General features: G+C 54.9%; 14 protein-coding genes and 1 riboswitch. Of the genes, 6 read left to right on the forward strand and 8 right to left on the reverse strand.

Translation table 11 applies throughout. The features are described from left to right. Nucleotides 1-93 precede the first annotated feature (93 nt). A complete protein-coding gene (gene foxA, locus HC231_RS02460) occupies nucleotides 94-2,199 on the forward strand; it encodes a ferrioxamine B receptor FoxA (RefSeq protein WP_208229571.1) in 2,106 nt (701 codons plus the stop codon). 78 nt (nucleotides 2,200-2,277) lie between these two features. On the opposite strand, the gene HC231_RS02465 is transcribed toward foxA, so the two are convergent. The 6 genes from HC231_RS02465 to rhaB all read right to left on the reverse strand — a co-directional run bounded on the left by HC231_RS02465 (nucleotide 2,278) and on the right by rhaB (nucleotide 9,435). Next, nucleotides 2,278-3,732, reverse strand: coding sequence for a DASS family sodium-coupled anion symporter (locus tag HC231_RS02465; protein ID WP_208229572.1), 1,455 nt, complete (start codon nucleotides 3,730-3,732; stop codon nucleotides 2,278-2,280). 442 nt (nucleotides 3,733-4,174) lie between these two features. After that, nucleotides 4,175-4,489, reverse strand: coding sequence for an L-rhamnose mutarotase (rhaM, locus tag HC231_RS02470; RefSeq protein WP_208229573.1), 315 nt, complete (start codon nucleotides 4,487-4,489; stop codon nucleotides 4,175-4,177). Further along, complete coding sequence (fucO, locus tag HC231_RS02475) at nucleotides 4,486-5,634, reverse strand: lactaldehyde reductase (protein WP_208229574.1); 1,149 nt, start codon at nucleotides 5,632-5,634, stop codon at nucleotides 4,486-4,488. The genes rhaM and fucO overlap by 4 nt, the downstream gene beginning before the upstream one ends. 225 nt (nucleotides 5,635-5,859) lie before the next feature. After that, nucleotides 5,860-6,684, reverse strand: coding sequence for a rhamnulose-1-phosphate aldolase (rhaD, locus tag HC231_RS02480; RefSeq protein WP_208229575.1), 825 nt, complete (start codon nucleotides 6,682-6,684; stop codon nucleotides 5,860-5,862). A gap of 22 nt (nucleotides 6,685-6,706) precedes the next feature. Beyond that, nucleotides 6,707-7,966: an L-rhamnose isomerase gene (locus HC231_RS02485; protein WP_208229576.1), complete on the reverse strand. Its 1,260-nt coding sequence runs from the start codon at nucleotides 7,964-7,966 to the stop codon at nucleotides 6,707-6,709. Beyond that, nucleotides 7,963-9,435 carry a rhamnulokinase gene (gene rhaB / locus HC231_RS02490; RefSeq protein WP_208231194.1) on the reverse strand — a complete coding sequence of 491 codons (1,473 nt, stop codon included), beginning with the start codon at nucleotides 9,433-9,435 and terminating at the stop codon, nucleotides 7,963-7,965. The genes HC231_RS02485 and rhaB overlap by 4 nt, the downstream gene beginning before the upstream one ends. Before the next feature lie 340 nt (nucleotides 9,436-9,775). Here rhaB and rhaS point away from each other — a divergent pair, with 340 nt between their 5' ends. Both rhaS and rhaR read left to right on the forward strand, forming a co-directional pair. Next, on the forward strand, nucleotides 9,776-10,606 hold the full coding sequence (gene rhaS / locus HC231_RS02495) for an HTH-type transcriptional activator RhaS (protein WP_208231195.1): 831 nt from the start codon (nucleotides 9,776-9,778) through the stop codon (nucleotides 10,604-10,606). Between the two features lie 81 nt (nucleotides 10,607-10,687). After that, nucleotides 10,688-11,569 (forward strand): HTH-type transcriptional activator RhaR, encoded by an 882-nt coding sequence (gene rhaR / locus HC231_RS02500; RefSeq protein ID WP_208229577.1) that lies wholly within the window; start codon nucleotides 10,688-10,690, stop codon nucleotides 11,567-11,569. Nucleotides 11,570-11,640: 71 nt separating this feature from the next. Here rhaR and lysC read toward each other — a convergent pair whose 3' ends face one another. Beyond that, nucleotides 11,641-13,002 carry a lysine-sensitive aspartokinase 3 gene (gene lysC / locus HC231_RS02505; protein WP_208229578.1) on the reverse strand — a complete coding sequence of 454 codons (1,362 nt, stop codon included), beginning with the start codon at nucleotides 13,000-13,002 and terminating at the stop codon, nucleotides 11,641-11,643. 119 nt (nucleotides 13,003-13,121) lie between these two features. Further along, nucleotides 13,122-13,316: riboswitch (Lysine riboswitch) on the reverse strand. Between the two features lie 170 nt (nucleotides 13,317-13,486). On the opposite strand from lysC, the gene pgi reads away from it, so the two are divergent. After that, nucleotides 13,487-15,136 carry a glucose-6-phosphate isomerase gene (gene pgi, locus HC231_RS02510; protein ID WP_208229579.1) on the forward strand — a complete coding sequence of 550 codons (1,650 nt, stop codon included), beginning with the start codon at nucleotides 13,487-13,489 and terminating at the stop codon, nucleotides 15,134-15,136. 378 nt (nucleotides 15,137-15,514) lie between these two features. Then, nucleotides 15,515-15,859: a DUF4156 domain-containing protein gene (locus HC231_RS02515; RefSeq protein WP_208229580.1), complete on the forward strand. Its 345-nt coding sequence runs from the start codon at nucleotides 15,515-15,517 to the stop codon at nucleotides 15,857-15,859. A 58-nt stretch (nucleotides 15,860-15,917) separates the two neighbouring features. On the opposite strand, the gene epmB is transcribed toward HC231_RS02515, so the two are convergent. After that, nucleotides 15,918-16,949 (reverse strand): EF-P beta-lysylation protein EpmB, encoded by a 1,032-nt coding sequence (epmB, locus tag HC231_RS02520; protein ID WP_208229581.1) that lies wholly within the window; start codon nucleotides 16,947-16,949, stop codon nucleotides 15,918-15,920. Between the two features lie 40 nt (nucleotides 16,950-16,989). Between epmB and efp the strand changes: the two genes are divergently transcribed. Next, on the forward strand, nucleotides 16,990-17,556 hold the full coding sequence (gene efp / locus HC231_RS02525; RefSeq protein WP_208229582.1) for an elongation factor P: 567 nt from the start codon (nucleotides 16,990-16,992) through the stop codon (nucleotides 17,554-17,556). Nucleotides 17,557-17,663 lie beyond the last annotated feature (107 nt).

Raw genomic sequence — 17,663 nt, forward strand, 5'->3', positions numbered from 1 at the left:
TTGCGCATACATAAGTTGTCACTACGCATAGCTATTGCTTCGCTCAAAACGGTAATAATTCTTATTTACAGATAATGTTGGGCGGAGTGTAACATGTTCAGAAAAACGCGGCTGGCGGTGTTGGTGGGGTGTATTGCGGGAAGCGTGAGCATATCGGCGCTAGCCGAGGGCGAAACCGCCTCTTCCTCCACGCAGGAAGACACGCTGGTTATTACCTCGCAAACGCAAAGCGGCGCCACCAAGCTGGAGACGCCGGATATAGAAACGCCGCAGTCCGTTTCCATCGTCACGCGCGATCAGATCCAGCAGCAGGGAGCCGCCAGCGTGCGTCAGGCCGTCAGCTATACGCCCGGCGTATTCAGCAACCAGATCGGCGCCTCCAACCGTTTTGACTATATGGTGCTGCGCGGTTTTTCCGACGGCAGCCTGGATAACGTCTATCTGGACGGTTTGAAAATGATGGGGGATACCAACTCCCATAGCTCTTTAGTGATCGACCCCTGGTTTCTCGATCGCATTGAAGTGGTGCGAGGCCCGGCATCCGTGCTGTATGGCCGCGCTTCGCCCGGCGGTATTGTGGCGCTTAGCTCACGTCAGCCCTCGTTCGAACGCAGCGGACAGATCAAATTGTTCGCCGGGAATAATGCGCAGCGCGGCGCGGCGTTTGACGTGACTGGTCCGCTGGATGACGATGAACGTTTTGCTTTCCGTCTTGGCGGTATCGTGCGTAAAGCGGATACCCAGTTCGGGCCGCTGAAAGAGGAGCGTTATGCTATAGCGCCCAGCCTGACATGGCGTATTTCCGATCGGACCCGGCTGGAGTTGATGGCCTATCTGCAGCGCGATCCGGAAGGCGGCAGCCATTCCGGCTTACCCTATGAGGGCACCGTGGTGCCGCACAACGGCCGTAAAATCTCCAATAATTTCTATGAGGGCGAAGAGAATTACGAGAAGTACGATCGTAAGCAAAATATGGTCGGGTATAACTTCGAACATGCTTTTGACAATGGCTGGTCGGTACGCCAGAAATTGCGTTATCTGAAGAGTAAAGTCCGGCTGGATCAGGTCTATGCCTATGGCTGGAGCAGCGGCGACTCGCTTTATCGTTACTATTCCGGCTCGCGGGAAGCGCTTTCGGCGCTGACGTTGGATAACCAGCTCGACGGCAGCTTTGATACCGGCTCGGTCAACCATCGTCTGCTGGCGGGGATCGATTACCAGCAACGCCATAATGATGTGGACTGGCCGTCGGGCGCATTCCCGGATATTGATGCCTTTAACCCGGTTTATGGCGCGTTGCCGACAATCATGTATCCTCCGACGCTTGAGAAGCATAAGCTGCAACAAACCGGCCTCTACGTTCAGGATCAGATGAGCTGGGAGCGCTGGCGCTTCACGCTGGGCGGTCGCCACGATCGGGTGAAGGTGACCAATATCGATAAGAACACGGGTAGCCGTAGCGAGCTGGATAAGGATAATTTTAGCTCCCGCGCGGCCTTGCTCTATCTATTTGACTCCGGCTTTGCGCCTTACGTGAGTTATTCCACCGCATTCACGCCAACCAGTTTTGTCGGCGAAGACGGCAACGTGCTGGAACCGATGAAGGGCAGGCAGTGGGAGGCCGGGCTGAAATATCAGCCGGAAGATTCGCAAAGCCAGTACAGCATGTCGGTATTCCGCATTAATCAGAAGAATGTCGCCACGAAAGTGCAGCCGACCGATCCCTACCGTTCCGTGGGGGAAATCGAATCCGAAGGCGTGGAGCTGGAAGCCGTCACATATCTGACGGAAAACCTGCGCTTGCAGGCGGCCTACACATATACGGATATCCGCTATAAGAAGAGCAGTCCGGAAGAACAGGGAAAGCGCGCCGTTTATGCGCCGCGTAATCAGGCCAGCGCCTGGGCCAGCTACGACGTGAGTCGCGGCCCGCTGGATGGTTTGACGCTGGGAGGCGGCGTGCGTTATGTGAACGGCGTGACCAGCGATCGCGCCAATACGCATACGCTGCCTTCCTATACGCTGGTGGATATGGCGATCGGCTACGATTTGTCGAAGGTCGGCTTAAAGGGGCTGAGTGCGCAGCTGAACGTGAACAATCTGACCGATAAACGCTATGTCGCCGCCTGTAACTCGCTGGAATTCTGCTATTTCGGCGCCGAGCGCAGCGTTGTAGGCAGTGTGTCCTACTCTTTCTAATTCAGGCTTTCGCCGCGCTGAAACAAAACAGGCCGGGATATTCCCCGGCCTGGTCGGATTTTTCTTTTCAGCTAAAAATTAGTACAAGCCAATCACTTTCCACCACATCAAACCCGCCGTCATAAAGATGGCCTGATTCAACAGGCTGACGATAAAGCCGGTTCGCCACCATACGGCGGTCGGCACATATCCGGCGCCGAACAGAATCGGTCCGCGGGCATGCGTATATTGCGTCAGCGAGCAATACAGACTGCTGGTGAAGGCCAGCATAAAGGCCATCGGCACGGCCGGGATATTCAGGTTGATCCCTACGCCAAGGAAAACGGCGAACAGGGCCGCGATTTGCGCATTGCCGCTGGCGAAGAAGTAGTGGGTGTAGAAATAGGCGGCGTTAAGCAACAGCAGCACCAGAACCCAACTGGTGCCCTGCATCATGTGGCCGACGCTGTTGCCGATCAGATCGCCGAACCAGGTGGTAAAGCCCAGTTTTTTCAACTGATTCGCCATCATCAACAAGGCGGCGAACCAGATCAGCGTATCCCATGCGCCTTTTTCGCTTTTGATATCGTCCCAGCGTAATACGCCGCTCAACAGCAGGAATGACAGGCCGACAAAGGATGCGGTAGTGGCGTCGACGCCCAGGCTATCGCCAAAAATCCACAGCACCAGCAGCAGTACCACGGTAAAGGCCATCATCCATTCGCCGCGGGCCATCGGTCCCATTTTCTTTAATTCTTCGACGGCCAGTTTAGGCGCGTCCGGCGTACGGCGGATTTCTGGTTTGGTCAGCCAATAGACAAGTAGCGGAACAAGGATTAAGGAGATGAGGCAAGGAACCACCGCCGCCAGGAACCAGCTTCCCCAGGTGATGTTGACGCCGGCGTTGGCCGCCAGTTTTATCGCCAGCAGGTTGCCGGTGTAGGCGGTCATAAACATGGACGCGGTGACATCGTTGACGTTACCGATGCAGGTGATGAGAAACGTACCGATTTTGCTGCGTGACGCGTCATCCGGCTTGGAGTCGAAACTGCGTGAAAGCGAGTCGGCGATCGGGTAGATGATACCGCCGCAGCGTGCGGTATTGCTCGGCATGGCGGGGGAAAGCACCAAATCGGCGAATGCCAGGCCGTAAGCCAGCCCAAGCGTGCGTTTCCCCAACAGACGGATCATCTGTAATGCAATACGGCGGCCGAGTCCGGTCTTGATAAAACCGCGGGCGATCATAAACGCCACGACGATCAGCCAGATCAGCGAACTGTTAAGATCGCTGAGCGCGGTTTGTATCGCGCCGCTGGCGGTTTTGTCGCCGGCGGCATAGGTCAGGGCGAAAATGGTGATGCTGATAATACCAATCGCCCCGATGGGCAGTACGTTGGCCACGATACAGATAATGGTGGCAACGAAAATTACAGCCGAATGCCATGCTGCGAGACTAAGTCCTTCTGGTGGCGTGAGTTGCCAGAAAATGCTGGCGATAATGAGAATAATTACTAATGGGAGCCAGTTCAGGCCGTATGACGTTTTGGTCTTCATTCCCCTCTTCCTTACTACATATTTGAAGAATTTATTTAGCCTATGGTTCACGGCATATATAGGACTTTAAAAAAGGATATTCCTATACCGGATAGGAGTAAGAGAAAACAATGTGATTATTGATTTAGATGCGTTTTTATAAATATTGTTAGTTTAGTAACTATTCGCACTGAATCATTTCAGCTACTAATTGATATGCATAAATCCGTTAGTGGAGATAAGAAGTATAGGGAAGTACGAATGCTTAATTATAATTAACCTTATGTATTTTTAAATATAATTAACTTTATCGCCACATTCCATTTTTGGGATATAAAAATTTTATTCTGCGGATTTTAACCGGCGCAGATTTCCACGCGGTGATGTTTGCGCCATGCGGCGCAGGAGATTAGGGCGGCAAATAGTTGCCGCCCTGGCGAGGCGGAACGACGGAAAGACGCCGTTACTCCAGATAAAAGACCTCTTTCAGCGTCTGGCTTATCGGGCTGTTATCCGGGTTGCTTGGCATAAGGTCGCGCATCGATTGCCACCAGCGCTGGCAGATCTCGGTTTGGGCGACGACTTCCCAACGCGCTTCCGACTCGATATCGACGGTGGCAAAAAGCAGATGGCGTTCAGCGTCGAGATAAATGGCATAGCGATGAGCGCCGTGCTGTTTAAGAACGGCTTCCAGCTCCGGCCAAATCGGCGCATGACGACGTTGATATTCCTCATGAGCATCGGGATTCACCTGCATGACAAAAGCCTTACGGATCATAATGCCTCCAGGTACAGCGCACGAACCTCTTCACGAGAGGCGACGCGCGGGTTACATGGCGCGCACGGATCGGCCAGCGCTTTGTCCAGCCAGCCTTCAATATCGCTGGTTTTGATGCCCAATTGGCTGAAGCCGGAGGGGATCCCCACGCGGGCCGAGAGCGCGCGAATCGCCTTAATGGCCTGCAAGCTGGCCTGCTCTTCGCTCATTCCCTGCGTATTCGCCCCCATCGCCTCCGCGATGCGGGCAAAACGGGCGACCGCCTGCGGGCGGTTAAATGCTTCAACGATCGGCAACAGGATCGCGTTGCAAACGCCATGCGGAAGGTCGTGGGTGGCGCCCGGCTGGTGCGCCAACGCATGAACCAGGCCAAGACCGGCGCTGTTAAACGCCATGCCCGCCAGGTACTGGCCGTATGCCATCATTTCACGCGCTTCGAGATTATGGCCGTTATCGACGGCTTCCGGCAGCCAGCGGGCGATCAGGCGAATGGATTCCAGCGCGTTGGCGTCCGTCAGCGGATGGGCGCCAACGGAAACATAGGCTTCAACCGCGTGCGTTAGCGCGTCCATCCCGGTAGCCGCAGTAACGCTCGCGGGAATATTCAACATTACGCTGGCGTCGTCGACGGCGATATCCGGGATGATGTTCGGATCGATAATCACCTCTTTTACCTGGCGCTTTGCATCAATGATGACCGCATTACTGGTCATTTCCGCTGCGGTTCCCGCCGTGGTGTTAATCGCCACCAACGGCACGCCGGGATTAAGCACTTTGCCTACTCCGGAATAGGCCGTCGACGGGCCGGGATTCGCCGTAAGAATTTTGATCGCTTTGGCGGTATCTATCGGGCTGCCGCCGCCAAAGGCGATAAGGTAGTGACATCCCGAATGTTGGTAAGCGGCAAAACCTTTCTGAACCAGTTCTTCGGTCGGGTTGGGGAACACCTCGTCAAACAGGGCATAAGGTAGTTGCGCCCCTTCCAGCGCGCTGAACAGACTATCCAGCAGGCCCATTTTCACCAGTTGACCGTCGGTGACCACCAGCGCCTTGCCCCATTTCTTCCCTGTAATCAGTTTCACCATATCGCCAATGGCGCCTGCGCCGTGAAAACTTATTTTGGGTAGTGCCAACATAAAGCTCATCAATATCTCCTTAAACGTATTAATTCAGGACCGGCGATGCGCATCACCGCCGGCGTATTCAGCGTTTTCGCCGCATCAGCCGGTACGTGAAGATAGGCGGAGGAATTACCTCGATCGGCATCAGGCCTTCGTTCCCCAGGGGCGATCTTAATCCGCCGCCTGGGGGACATTCGGTTACCGCCTGGTGAACGGCGAATGATTTGGGAGAGTCAACGGCGCGGCTGATTAAAGCTCCAAGGCGCTGGCGAGCGGGGTAACGCCAAAACGCTTACCGAGGGCAATCAGTTCATCCCGGCTGATAGTTTGTTTCATGCCGCCCATGGAAATCACTTTCACCAGCACTTCGGCGGATTTCTCCGCGGTATCGATCAGGCCGAATGTCTCATCAAGCGTCGGTCCGCTGCCGAATACGCCATGGAACGGCCACAGCACCAGAGAATGCTTTGACATCGCGCCGGCGGTCGCCGTGCCGATTTCATCGGTGCCCGGCACCATCCACGGCAGAATGCCTACGCCGTCCGGGAACACCACCAGACACTCGGTGCTGCCTTCCCATAGCTTGCGGGTGATGATGTCGGAGTCGTTCTCCAGCACGTAGGTCAGGGCGATCAGGTTGGTCGCGTGGCAATGCATGATCACGTGATCTTTGCCGCCGGTGGCTTTAATGCGAACGCTGTGCGACTGGAAGTGTGACGCCAGCTCAGACGTCGGCACGGCGTCGTTCTCCAGCCCCCATAAAATGTGGTAGCCGGTTCCGTTGCCGTCTACCCGCACTACGCCAAGATTAGCGGCGGGATCAAGCTGTACGTTGCGGAAGAACTTGCCGGAGCCGGTGACGATAAACGGCGTATTGGCCAAATCCGGCATCGGCTGGCTTAGCGCGATGTAACGCGGTTGTGGATGAAAATCCGCCTGATAGGGGGCGATATCGTCCGCGCTCAGACGCAGGGTGATGTTGCCGCCGTTGCGCTCATCCCAGCCTTTCAGCCAGGCGTCCGATGTTGCTTTAATCATGCCTTGTACAAACCAGGCGTTGAGGATGTTCTGCATAGTCTTTAGTTTCCTTGTTGCATTAACCGCGTTGACTCAGGATGTCTTTTTCATAGCGACGTACGTCGTTCAGCCATTGGGCGTCGGCCGGCGTATCATGTTGCTGGCAATACATTTCCCACACCGCCTGCCACGGCAGCGATTTTTGTTCTTCGAGCAGCGCCAAACGGGCGGTGTAATCGCCTTCCAACTCCAGTTGACGCAGTTTCGCCGTCGGCTCCAACAGCGCGCGCAGCAGGGCTTTCTTCATATTCCGGGTGCCGATGACCCAGGCGGCGATACGGTTGATGGAGGCATCAAAAAAGTCGAGGCCGATGTGTACGCGGTCGAAGAGGTCGTGACGAATGATCTCGCTGGCGATGGCTTGGGTTTCATCATCCAGCAGTACCACGTGGTCGCTATCCCAGCGAACGGGGCGGCTGACGTGCAGCAGCAGACGCGGTACATACAGGATGGCGCTGGAAATTTTGTCGGAGATCACTTCCGTCGGATGAAAATGGCCGGCATCCAGGCATAGCGCGGTCTGACGGCTGGCGGCGTAACCGAAGTAAAATTCGTTGGAGCCGACGGTATAGCTTTCGGCGCCGATGCCGAACAGTTTGCTCTCGACCGCATCGATGTGATGCGCCGGATCAAACTTCTGCGCGATAATTTCATCCAGTGCGGCAAGCAGGCGCTGGCGCGGGGCAAGACGATCTATGGCGAGATCTTTCATGCCGTCCGGGATCCAGATGTTCATCACCGACGGCGTGCCGAGCTGCTCGCCAAAATAGGCGGATACCCTGCGGCTGGCCTGGCAATGCTCAATCCAGAACCGGCGGATTTCATCGTTGGCGTGCGAGAGCGTAAAGCCGTCGGCGCTTAGCGGGTGGGAGAAGCATGTCGGATTAAAATCCAGCCCCATTTTATTGCCCTTGGCCCATTCCACCCAATTTTGAAAATGTTCGGGCTTGATTTCGTTGCGCGCGACCGGCCTATCGGACTCCAGATAGATCGCATGCAGGTTCAACCGTTTGGGGCCGGGGATCAGGCTTAGCGCCCGGTCGAGGTCGGCCCGGAGCTCGGTGGCGTTGCGTGCTTTGCCGGGGTAATTGCCGGTGGCCTGGATGCCGCCGCTCAGATCGCCCTCCGGGTTCTCGAATCCGGCGACGTCATCGCCCTGCCAGCAGTGCATCGACACCGGCAGACGATCGAGCTGGCGTATGGCCTTCTCGGCGTCGACGCCGACGGCGGCAAAACGTATTTTCGCCAGTTCCCAGGCTTGATTGATATGAGAGATCATGCACAACGCTCCTTACTTGTTTGACGGTTTTGCTGAAATTGCGCGACAACGCGGGCAATCTCGCTATCTGGATCGGGGTAAAAGTGGCGGAGTTCGCTATTTCTCGTTATCAGCGTGCGGAATGCGTCGACATTGGCGACTTCACCCAGCGCCATCAGCTGACAGCCGACGTTGCCCAGCGTGGAAGCCTCAATCGGCCCGCAAATAACCGGAATGCCGCAGGCATCGGCGCACAGCTGGTTGAGAAAATGGTTTTGGCTGCCGCCGCCGACAATGTGCAGCGCGCTAAACGGTTTATTGCGTAGTTCAGTCAGTTCGTTCAGCGCATTGGCGTACGACAATGCCAGGCTGTCAAAAATGCAGCGGGCCAGTTCGCCGTCGCTTACGGGGATCGGCTGACGGCTTTCGCGGCATGCGGCCTGGATCTCCCGGCTCATGCTTTCCGGGTTGATAAAGCGATCGTCGTTGGGGTCGATCACCGAGCGGCAAACGGGGATCCGCCGGGCGCGCTGGATAAGATCCGCAAGATCGGATACCGCCATCTCTTTGATGATCCGCTGCAGCAGCCACATCCCCATGATGTTTTTCAGCACCCGATAGCGGCCTTCGGCGCCGCCTTCGTTGGTTATGTTGGCGGCCAGCGCCGCGGCGTTGGTATAAGGCGTTCGGCTTTCAAAGCCGATCAGCGACCAGGTGCCGGATGAGAGGTAGGCCGCATCGCCGCCCGACAGCGGGGCGGCGATAACCGCGCTGGCGGTATCGTGCGAGGCGACGGAAATCACCGGGATCTTATCGCCGGCGCGATTTACCCAATGGCCGATAATGTTGCCCGGCGGCGTGGGGACGCCAAACCACTTTGGCGGAACCCCCGCCCAGCCGAGCAGGCGATCATCCCAACTGTCGGTATTGATATTCACCATCTGGGTGGTGGTGGCGTTGGTGTATTCCCAGTTCAGCGCGCCGGTGAGGCGGAACGCGAAATAATCCGGGATAAGCAGCGCATGGGCCGCTTTTTCCAACAATTCCGGCTGTTGTTCTACCAGGGCGCGGAATTGATAAAGCGTATTGAACGGCAGAAACTGAATGCCGCTGCGCTGGTAAATCTCATTGCGGCCAATCTCCCGCTGCGCGCGATCCATCACGCCGTCGGTACGGCCGTCGCGGTAGGATACCGGCAGACCGACCCGGTTGCCGTCGCGATCGATCAGCACGTAGTCAACGCCCCAGGTATCGATGCCGATGCTGTCGACGGCGGGATGGTCGTCGCAGGCTTTCTGCAAGCCGAGGCGAATTTCATTCTCCAGCGCATCCACCTGCCATGCGGCATGGCCGTCTACCGATTCCAGGCCGTTAGCGAAGCGATGGATTTCCCGCAATACCAGATTTTTATCTTTGCTGTCGTAACTGGCGAGCATGACGCGTCCGCTGGACGCGCCCAGATCAACGGCAATACAATGCCGTAAGGACATCTTGGGTCGTTGGGCCACATTGGGGCGCTGGGTCATAATGGGTATCCTGATATGAATCACTACCCATCAGTCTAAAAATATCCTTCCGCGCCTGCCTTCATGCTACTGACACTTACCGCATGCGATTGGCAAAAGGACAAAGGTAAGCGTGAGTAACCTCACAAAAAGTGCTTCACCACGGCCTCTCTTCACCTGTGACGTCCACCGCATTTCCGAGTAATTCTTGACCATTCTTGAAAATCGAACCGAGTTTGCGTGTTTTGGCGTCGGAAATTCAAGGTACGGATGAGAATCATTATCTACCATCTCATCATACGTTATGGTGGTTTTGGAGGTGATGATGACCGTTTTACGCAGCGTTGACTTTTTCCCTTCCGGCAACGCATCGGTGGCGATTGAGCCGCGGCTGCCGCAGCCGGAATTTCCTGAACACCATCATGATTTTTACGAAATCGTGATTGTCGAACACGGTACGGGCACTCATGTCTTTAACGGCCAGCCTTATACCTTGAGCGGCGGTTCAATTTGCTTCGTGCGCGATTATGATCGGCATCTGTTTGAACATACCGAAAACCTTTGTTTGACCAATGTGTTGTATCGCGCGCCGGACGCGTTCTGTTTCCTGTCCGGTCTGGATAAACTGCTGCCGCAGGAGCGGGATGGAAATTATCCGTCTCACTGGCGGGTTAACCAAAACGTATTGCAGCAGATAAAACGCTTTATCGATCGGCTGGAGGAACTGGGGGATGACGCCGGCACCCATGCCATCGCCGAGCGCGAAATTCTGTTTATGCAGTTACTGGTTCTGTTGAGTAAAAGCAGCTTTGGCGATGTCGCCCATGACGATAATGGACGGCTGAATCATCTTATCGCCTGGCTGGACGATCACTTTGCCGAGACGGTCTGTTGGGAGCAGCTTGCCGGCCAGTTCAATCTGTCATTGCGTACGTTGCACCGCCAGCTCAAACAGCAGACCGGGCTCACGCCACAGCGCTACCTCAATCGGCTGAGGCTGATGAAAGCGCGCCATTTGCTGCGGCATAGCGATGATAATGTTACTGATATCGCGTTCCAGTGCGGTTTCGGCGACAGTAATCATTTTTCCACCTTGTTCAAACGAGAGTTTTCCTACTCGCCGCAGGCGATGCGTTTGGGCATGACGGCTCATTGACGGTAAGAATGCGAAAGGGGTCACCGTTTTCTACGGCAAAAGAGCGGATAATTACTAATGGCCTTTTGTGGGGTAATTGTTGTGACCGCTCAATTGATCCTGAAAAAAGATGACTTCTTCGCATCCGCTTCCCAGCCGGTGGCGGTGGCGGATCGCTATCCGCAAAACGTCTTTGCCGAGCACACGCACGAATTTTGCGAATTGGTTCTGGTGTGGCGCGGCAACGGCCTGCATGTGCTGAATGACCGGCCCTACCGGATAACCTGCGGGGATCTGTTTTATATCCGGGCGGAAGATCGCCACAGCTACGAATCGGTTAACAATCTGACTCTGCATAACATCATCTATTGTCCTGAACGGCTGCAGCTGAATGTCGACTGGCAGGAGTTGCTGCAGCCTAAACAGCAGCAGGGAAGCGATCCCCGCTGGCGGCTAAGCAGTCATGGCATGGCGCAGGCGCGCCAGGTGATTGGTCAAATCGAGCATGAAAGCAGGAAACGCGATCGGTTGTCCCGCTGCTTTCTGGAAAGTCTGTTTCTGAATCTCGCCATTACGCTGTGCCGCCACCGTTACCAACCCGTCAATGCCGAGCGCCTGGCGGAAGGCGAGAAGCTCGATCTGTTGATCGCGGAGCTGGTCAATAGCCTCGATAGCCCATTCAACTTTCAAGCCTTTTGTCATCAGCATCAGGTGGCCGAACGCCCGTTGCGCCAGCTATTCCGCGAACAGACCGGTATGACGATCGGCCAGTATCTGCGCCAGTTGCGTATCTGTCAGGCCAAATACCTGTTGCGTCATAACGATATGCTAATCAGCGAGATAGCCGTGCGCTGCGGTTTTGAGGACAGCAACTATTTTTCGGTGGTCTTTACCAAGGAAACGGGGATGACGCCGCGCTTGTGGCGTCAGCAGTGCGGCGAGCGATCCGGCGAAAAAGAAAAAGCGCTCACGCGCGCCGAATAGTTCTTTGCCGGAGCGCGCAATTGCGGCCGGTATCAGGCGCGAATGCGCGCCTGATACCGGCTATGCGGGGGTTATTCAAACAGGCTGCGATGCAGCGTTTGCACTACGCGTTCGGCGTCCTCGCCAGGCACCAGGAAGCACAGATTGTTGCTGCTGGCGCCGTAGCAAATCAAGCGGATATTAAACGGATCCAGCACGCCAAAGACCTCTTTGCCCACCCCGCAGGCCTGCGACAGTTTGTTGCCGATTAACGCCACCAGCGACAGGTTCTCTTCCACTTCCACCCGGCACAGCGAGGACAACTCGGTCAGCAATGCGCTGGACAACAGGCTATCGCCGGTTGAGGTCGAACCGGTGGTGTCCAGCGTCAATGCCACATTTACTTCAGATGTGGTGATCAAATCCACCGAGATATTATGACGGGCCAGAATGCTGAATACTTCCGCCAGAAAGCCGCGCGCGTGCAGCATATTCAGACTATGCAGCGTGAGCAGCGTTTGTTTGCGGCGCAGCGCCAGCGCACGGAATAACGGCGGGTTTTCCGTTTTGTTGCACACCAGCGTGCCGCCCGCCGCAGGATCTTTGCTGGAGCCGACAAACACCGGAATGTCGCTGCGCACCGCGGGCAGCAGCGTGGCCGGATGCAGTACTTTCGCGCCGAAGGTCGCCATCTCGGCGGCTTCTTCAAACATAATCTGGTCGATGCGTTTGGCCGCCGGCACTACGCGCGGGTCGGTGGTATAGATTCCGGGCACATCGGTCCAGATATCAATGCGGGCGGCATTCAGGGCTTCGCCCAGCAGTGCCGCGGTGTAATCGCTGCCGCCGCGGCCCAGGGTGGTGGTCCGGCCCTTGGCCTCGCTGCCGATAAAGCCTTGCGTGATGACTAGCCCTTTATCCAAACGGGGCTGCAACTGGCTGCGCGTGAGTTCCCCTAATGCCGTGCAATCGGGTTCCGCGCGTCCGAAATGGTCGTTGGTGCGCATGACCTTGCGCACGTCAAACCATTCGGCGATTACCTCGCGCTGGCGCAAAACTTCAACAAACAGCAGCGTGGACATCAGTTCGCCGTGGCTGACCAGTTCATCCGTCAATGCGTTGGAGGTCGCCAATGCGGCAGCTTCAGACAGGGTGGTGACATTTTCGAGCATGCGGTCGATTTCGTCGCGGATCACCGCTGGTTCCGCCAGACGGTCGATGATGGCGTATTGGATTTTACGAATCTGATCCAGGATATGAAGACGCTGCTCCTGCCCCTGACCTTCCGCCAGAGCAACCAGCAAATTGGTGACGCCGGCAGAGGCGGACAGCACCACAACCCGGACATCGGGGTTGGAAAGCACAATATCCGCGCTGTGATTCATGGCGTCAAAATCAGCGACGCTGGTGCCGCCGAATTTGGCGATAATAATAGGGTTGGCTTGTTCGGACATTTAAAAACACCTCGTGCAGGGGGCTATTGTTCTCATTTTAACAACAGCAGTTATTAATCAGCCTTGGCACAAGGGAAGAGCGGTAAGCAGGGAGCAGGCGTAGAAAGCAAAACTACGATACACCCAGAAGCGCTCCACCTTGCTGAACGCCCTTGTAGGGCGAACCGGGTGACAACCCAGGGGATTCAGCCCCTGCGGTCGATGAAGTGAACTCCGTATTTTCATATCATCTCGGCATCGCTCCCCCTCGGATACCATCAGCGGACTACGGATCCTCTGATATCTTACCTGGGCGACGCTCCTCTTCTGGCTTGCGTACTGAAAGCGCAAGTACGCCGTTACAAATAGCGGGTTCTCCCGCCGCTGTCAATAAACAAACTCGGCAGACGCGCATTTATCAAGAAAAGGGATCTCAATTGTCGATTTACGGGATACAATCGATTAAGCGATTTTTGATTTCATTCTCGGAGAGAAGATCATTGTTATGAAAAATATCAACCCAAGCCAAACCGCCGCATGGCAAGCGTTACAACAGCATTTTGATGTAATGAAAGATGTGCAGATCAAAGACTTATTTGCTCAAGATAGTCAGCGTTTTGAGCATTTTTCCGCCACTTTCGGCGATCAGATGCTGGTGGACTACTCCAAAAACCGCATTACGGCGGAAACCTTAGAAAAACTACAGGCACTGGCGCGGGAAACTGACCTGGCAGGCGCAATTAAATCTATGTTTTCCGGTGAAAAAATCAACCGGACCGAGGGCCGCGCGGTACTGCATGTCGCGCTGCGCAACCGTAGCAACACGCCTATTCTGGTCGACGGCAAAGATGTAATGCCGGAAGTGAACGCCGTTCTGGAAAAAATGAAGAAATTCAGCGAACGCGTCATCGGCGGCGAATGGAAAGGTTATACCGGCAAGGCGATTACCGACGTGGTTAACATCGGTATCGGCGGCTCCGATTTGGGCCCGTATATGGTGACCGAAGCGCTGAAACCGTATAAAAATCATCTGAATATGCATTTCGTCTCCAACGTTGACGGCACGCATATCGCTGAAACGCTGAAGCCGCTTAATCCTGAAACCACGCTGTTCCTGGTGGCGTCCAAAACCTTTACCACGCAGGAAACCATGACCAATGCGCACAGCGCGCGCGACTGGTTTCTGAAAACCGCGCAAGACGAAAAACATGTGGCGAAACACTTCGCCGCGCTGTCTACCAATGCCAAAGCCGTCGGCGATTTTGGAATTGATACCGACAACATGTTTGAGTTCTGGGACTGGGTCGGCGGTCGTTATTCCCTGTGGTCGGCGATTGGCTTGTCCATCATTCTTTCCCTGGGCTTTGAGAATTTTGAGCAGTTGCTCAGCGGCGCCCATGCCATGGACAAACACTTTGCCTCCACCCCGGCGGAACAAAACCTGCCGGTGCTGTTGGCGTTGATTGGCATCTGGTACAACAATTTCTTCGGCGCGGAAACGGAAGCCATTCTGCCGTACGACCAATATATGCATCGTTTCGCCGCCTATTTCCAACAGGGGAATATGGAGTCCAACGGTAAATATGTCGATCGCAACGGCAATCCGGTTGATTATCAAACCGGCCCGATTATCTGGGGCGAGCCGGGAACGAACGGCCAGCATGCGTTTTATCAATTGATCCACCAGGGCACCAAACTGGTTCCCTGCGATTTCATCGCGCCGGCGATAAGCCACAACCCGTTAAGCGATCATCACAGCAAACTGCTGTCTAACTTCTTCGCGCAGACGGAAGCGCTGGCGTTCGGCAAGAGCCGCGACGTGGTGGAAGCCGAGTTTGCCGCCGCGGGTAAAACGGCGAAAGAAGTTGAACACGTCGCGCCGTTCAAAGTGTTTGAAGGCAACCGTCCGACCAACTCCATTCTGCTGCGCGAGATCACGCCGTACAGCCTGGGCTTGCTGATCGCATTATACGAACACAAAATCTTTACCCAGGGCGCCATCCTGAACATCTTCACGTTTGATCAGTGGGGCGTGGAGCTGGGTAAACAGTTGGCGAATCGTATTTTGCCTGAGCTGCAAGATGGGAAAGAAGTCAGCAGCCATGACAGTTCGACCAACGGTCTGATTAACCGTTTCAAACAATGGCGCGCTTAAGTCGTCAATAGCGAAAAAGGCGGGTAATCCCCGCCTTTTTTATATTGTGCGATCGCGCGGCAATCAACGATTAAGCGGTATTTCCACGCTCAGCCCGGTGCTGCCGCTGTTATCGCTATCGGTGTACCACACGCTGGTATCAAACTTCACCTTTGATTACCTAATATGCAATATTTTTCTGAGCGTTTACGCCATATCGGCTCTTGGTCGCTTTTATTTTCAATATCAGTTCATTGAACGATGAATCATCCTCGTTGGCTTTTACGGTATAGAATGCTAAATGTGATAGCGACATTCATAACGACGGGAATAGTCAGATTGCTTTGCATCGCAGGACGATGAATCCCAGCGTACTTTTTTAATATCATGGAGGGGAAAATGAAGACCCGCATATTTCTCGGTCTTTCTGCCGCCGCGCTACTGGCAGGGTGCACGACAGCCAATCAGCTCAGCCCCGCAGGGCAAGCGGTGACGTTTGCGGATACGAAGCCGGGCAACGAATGCCAATTGATCGGTCAGGTCAGCGGCAGCCAGAAAAACTGGTTTTCCGGCAATAATAATGATGGCAGTTCAATGCGCGGCGCCGCGAATGATCTACGCAATAAAGCGGCGGCTATGGGCGGGAATACCATTTATGGCGCAACCAGCCCGAGCGCCACTTTACTGTCGAATTTCGTTCCATTGGACAGCAAGATGGTTGGCACCGTTTATAAATGCCCGTAGGACAATAAGTATCGGCACGACGGCCCGGTGAGCGTTCGCCGGGTTTGGTTTTCTCCGCCTACTGGCTTTGCTTCAGCCCTAAATCCAACGGCGTTTTACTGGCTTCGCCGCCAATTTCCCGCGCCAGACGGGGAACCAGATAGCCCGATACTTTTGTCAGTAGCGCTTTGACCAGCGCACGCGCCTCTTCATCGCCGATCAGAAAATGGGCGGCTCCCTGAACTTTATCCAGAACGTGGAGATAGTAGGGAAGAATGCCGGCGTCAAACAGGGCGTTACTTAGATCCGCCAGCGTATCCGCGTTGTCATTAACGCCGCGTAGCAGGACGCTCTGGTTCAGCAATGTGACGCCCGCATGGCGCAAACGCACCATACTTTGTGTTAAATCAGGATCGATTTCCTGCGCGTGGTTAATATGTGTGACCAGCAACACCTGAAGCGATGTCTGTGACAGGCGTTGGCACAACGCTTCAGTGATGCGTGCCGGAATGACCACCGGTAAACGGCTGTGGATGCGCAGGCGTTTTAGGTGAGGAATTTTTTCCAGCTCGGTTATCAACCAGTCAAGCTCATGGTCTTTGGCCATCAACGGATCGCCGCCGGAAAAAATAATTTCATCCAGTTCGGGATGTTGCCGTATGTAGTCCAGCGCCTGGCGCCAGTTTGATTTATTTCCCTGATTTTCCTGATAGGGGAAATGTCTGCGGAAACAATAGCGGCAGTTAACCGCGCAGGCGCCCTTGACCAGCAGCAACGCCCGATTGTGGTACTTGTGGAGCAATCCCGGCACGACGCTATGCTGTTCATCCAATGGGTCGTGAGTGAATCCCGGCGCGGCGACGAACTCTTCGCGCGCGGTTAAAACCTGCAATAGAAGAGGATCCCGCGCATTTCCCTTTTGCATGCGGGCGGCAAACGCGCGCGGAACGCGCAGCGGGAAAAGTCTACGGGCATCAGACCCTTGCCGGAGTTCGGCATGGTGATTCAGCGCCAGAAGTTGCAGTAACTCGTCAGGATCGGTAATTACGTCCGCAAGTTGCTGCAACCAATCTTCTCTGGAAGGTATATTTAGGGTTACAATGTGTGCCATTTTTTGGCTTAGTACCAGTATCAATTTATAGAGGGCCTTTATGGCGACTTATTTTAGCAACGATTTCCGTTCCGGTCTTAAAATCATGTTGGACGGCGAGCCTTACGCTATCGAATCGAGCGAGTTCGTTAAACCGGGTAAAGGCCAGGCTTTCGCTCGTGTGAAAATGCGTCGTTTACTGACCGGTAAACTGATTGAAAAAACCTTCAAATCCACCGATTCTGCTGAAGGCGCAGATGTTGTGGATATGAACCTGACGTACCTGTACAGCGACGGTGAGTTCTGGCATTTCATGAACAATGAAACGTTTGAACAGTTAGCGGCGGATGAGAAAGCGGTTGGCGACAATGCTAAATGGCTGCTCGATCAGGCTGAATGCATCGTAACGCTGTGGAACGGTCAACCTATCGCCGTAACGCCGCCGAACTTTGTTGAACTGGAAATTGTCGATACCGATCCGGGCCTGAAAGGCGACACCGCCGGCACTGGTGGTAAACCCGCGACGCTGAGCACCGGCGCGGTGGTAAAAGTGCCGTTGTTCGTGCAGATCGGCGAAGTGATTAAAGTCGACACCCGTTCCGGCGAATACGTTTCTCGCGTTAAATAATCAAGCTTTTGAAAAAAGCCGCCGCCATTCTGGCGGTTTTTTTTCGCCTGTATCCGCCGAAACGCCATTAATCTAAAAAAACCACCAGGGCCGCCAATCTTGACTAT

The sequence above is a fragment of the Brenneria izadpanahii genome (assembly GCF_017569925.1).
In the GTDB taxonomy this organism is placed as follows: domain Bacteria; phylum Pseudomonadota; class Gammaproteobacteria; order Enterobacterales; family Enterobacteriaceae; genus Brenneria; species Brenneria izadpanahii.

Bases quoted from the DNA above. Each gene is read 5' to 3' on its own strand.
- efp (WP_208229582.1), top strand. From the start codon at position 16,990: ATGGCGACTTATTTTAGCAACGATTTCCGTTCCGGTCTTAAAATCATG.
- foxA (WP_208229571.1), top strand. From the start codon at position 94: ATGTTCAGAAAAACGCGGCTGGCGGTGTTGGTGGGGTGTATTGCGGGA.
- HC231_RS02515 (WP_208229580.1), top strand. From the start codon at position 15,515: ATGAAGACCCGCATATTTCTCGGTCTTTCTGCCGCCGCGCTACTGGCA.
- rhaB (WP_208231194.1), bottom strand. From the start codon at position 9,435: ATGTCCTTACGGCATTGTATTGCCGTTGATCTGGGCGCGTCCAGCGGA.
- HC231_RS02465 (WP_208229572.1), bottom strand. From the start codon at position 3,732: ATGAAGACCAAAACGTCATACGGCCTGAACTGGCTCCCATTAGTAATT.
- HC231_RS02485 (WP_208229576.1), bottom strand. From the start codon at position 7,966: ATGATCTCTCATATCAATCAAGCCTGGGAACTGGCGAAAATACGTTTT.
- rhaD (WP_208229575.1), bottom strand. From the start codon at position 6,684: ATGCAGAACATCCTCAACGCCTGGTTTGTACAAGGCATGATTAAAGCA.
- rhaM (WP_208229573.1), bottom strand. From the start codon at position 4,489: ATGATCCGTAAGGCTTTTGTCATGCAGGTGAATCCCGATGCTCATGAG.
- pgi (WP_208229579.1), top strand. From the start codon at position 13,487: ATGAAAAATATCAACCCAAGCCAAACCGCCGCATGGCAAGCGTTACAA.
- lysC (WP_208229578.1), bottom strand. From the start codon at position 13,002: ATGTCCGAACAAGCCAACCCTATTATTATCGCCAAATTCGGCGGCACC.
- fucO (WP_208229574.1), bottom strand. From the start codon at position 5,634: ATGAGCTTTATGTTGGCACTACCCAAAATAAGTTTTCACGGCGCAGGC.
- rhaS (WP_208231195.1), top strand. From the start codon at position 9,776: ATGACCGTTTTACGCAGCGTTGACTTTTTCCCTTCCGGCAACGCATCG.
- epmB (WP_208229581.1), bottom strand. From the start codon at position 16,949: ATGGCACACATTGTAACCCTAAATATACCTTCCAGAGAAGATTGGTTG.